A 2,212-nucleotide genomic window follows, 5' to 3' on the forward strand; every position below is an offset into this window, starting at 1 on the left:
TCACCGGGATGGAACTCTGTCTGGACCAAACCTAGACGCTCTAAGGGAACTAGCAAGTCATATATCGATCCCCGTGATTGCCTCTGGGGGTGTCAGTTCAATCACTGATCTGTTGAGTCTACTTACTCTCGAATCTCTAGGCGTTAGCGGTGTAATTGTTGGTCGTGCGCTTTACACCGGAGATATGTCTCTCAAAGAAGCTATTCAAGCAGTCGGTCCTGGAAGGTTACAAGATATCCCTCTAGATATGGGCTTTTCTAGCTTTGCTTGATCACTCGTCAATGGAAAAAGGGAAAATTGATCTGATTCGAGCCAAATACCCCATGATCAGTTTTTCATTGTCAGGGGCAATATTTTAAGAGAATAATTTGTATAACTGCTTCCTGATTACACTGTAAAAGTTTAGTAAAGGGGGAAAGGGCAAGGAATTATAACCATTGACCTTTTCCTTTTTATATTTATAACTTAAATTCAAGACCATACTACTCAACTCAATTCCATTCTTCAAGTGTTATTTAGCTACACAGGAGGATAAGGGAATGGGGAGATAGGTAGATAGTGCTACCTATGAATGTCACTTGGTACCAGCAAACACTATTGCCCTAACTTAACCATTCCTTCATTTTATCCGGATATTTGATAAGTTTTGCGTAAAATTTTCCAGTTCTAGTGTCAAAAACTAGTTTGTTAACACAAACTAACTACAGAGCTGATGGTTAGTGGCAACTACCGAAGGTATGATAGGGGAGCGATTAGCCATAGCTTCAGTTACTCTTGAACATAACTTAAACCAATAAATCAAAAGGCACATATAGAGATGGGCAATAAATCAGAGCTTTTCCCACAGGGGAATGGTAAATATATCCACTCACAGCCCGTCATCTACCACACTAGAAACTCAAAATACTATCAGGATGGGCGTAAGCTAGAGGAGATTTGGACGATCATACGGCGTCGCTTTTTAGTGGCTGCTGGTGTAGCAATTACGATAACAGCTAGTATTTTTTTATGGACCTCTAATCAGAAACCTCTGTACGAAGGCAAGTTCCGACTCAGTCTGGAGCCTCTGACAGCACAGGATGATGATGAAAATCAATCGACACCAGCTTTTGAAACCTTGGCTTATAAAACCCAAATGCTGGTACTGCGTAGTGAGAAACTCATCACTCCCGTGATTGAGGAAATAAACAAGCGCTATGGCAAAACTAGCTACAAGTCTTTAGTCAAGAATAATCACCTGAGGATCAAACATATTGAAGGAACTAGTGTCTTAGAAGTTCGTTACCGGGATAGTGATCCTCAAAAAGTTCACTTTGTTTTAAAGCAGCTTGCCGATAATTATATCAATTACTCCCGCCAACAAGAAGCAAGTTACCATCACAAAGACCTTGAGCTAGCAAATAGAGAGTTGCCTCAAGTACGCCAAGAGGTAGACAGACTGGAGGAAGAACTGCTGAAGTTGGAGCTAGGGTACAAGTTAATCGACTATGATCATCAAAAACAGCAGCTTTCAACTCAGATTAGCCAGATTAAGCAACAGCAATTAGATACTGACATCCAGCTTAAGGAAGCTCAGTCCTTCTACCAGATCATTTCTCAAAAGCTAGGATTGTCATCAAATCAGGTCAAGGACTCTCGCGCCTCGGAGTTAGCTCTGGCTCAAGTGACTTTGGCTGAAAACCCTTACTACCAAAAGATGCTCAACCACCTAGAAGAGGTTGAGGCTGAGATTGCTATCGAGTCAAGCCGCTATACTCCAAACAGTCCCACCATCAAGACCCTACAGCAGCAAAAGTATAATTTCTTATCCCTGTTACGCTCTGAAGCTGAACAGGTACTGGGGATCAAACTTACAGATACAGATGTTCCTAAGGTATCACCCAATTCAATTCACCAGCAGCTCACTCAACAACTGGTAGATCAAAGCATCCAAATATCAGTTTTGCAAGCACGACAAGAAGCTCTTGCTGAGGAAGAAGAAAGTCTTGAGCAAGACATGAAACAGATGTTGGTGATAGATCCAAAGTACACCAGTTTACGGCAGAAACTTACAGAGACAACCCAACGATTAGACACTCTGTTGGCGCTTAAGGAAAGCTTCCAGCCTTATTCTTGGGAACTTATTCTCAAACCCAAACAGCCTCAATATCCGATTCCGCAACATCAGGAACTTCAGATTATTTTGGGAGCGATCGCAGGTATATTACTGGGT

The 2,212-nt window shown here is 41.9% G+C and carries 1 protein-coding gene and 1 pseudogene; both read left to right on the forward strand.

What is annotated here, in order from left to right; translation table 11 throughout:
• On the forward strand, positions 1–271 hold a 271-nt coding region (locus F6K49_RS42725), incomplete at its 5' end, for a HisA/HisF-related TIM barrel protein (protein ID WP_293107542.1).
• Between the two features lie 546 nt (positions 272–817).
• Positions 818–2,212: pseudogene (locus tag F6K49_RS42730) on the forward strand (hypothetical protein); the annotation flags it as partial.

The sequence above is a fragment of the Moorena sp. SIO3I6 genome, assembly GCF_010672095.1.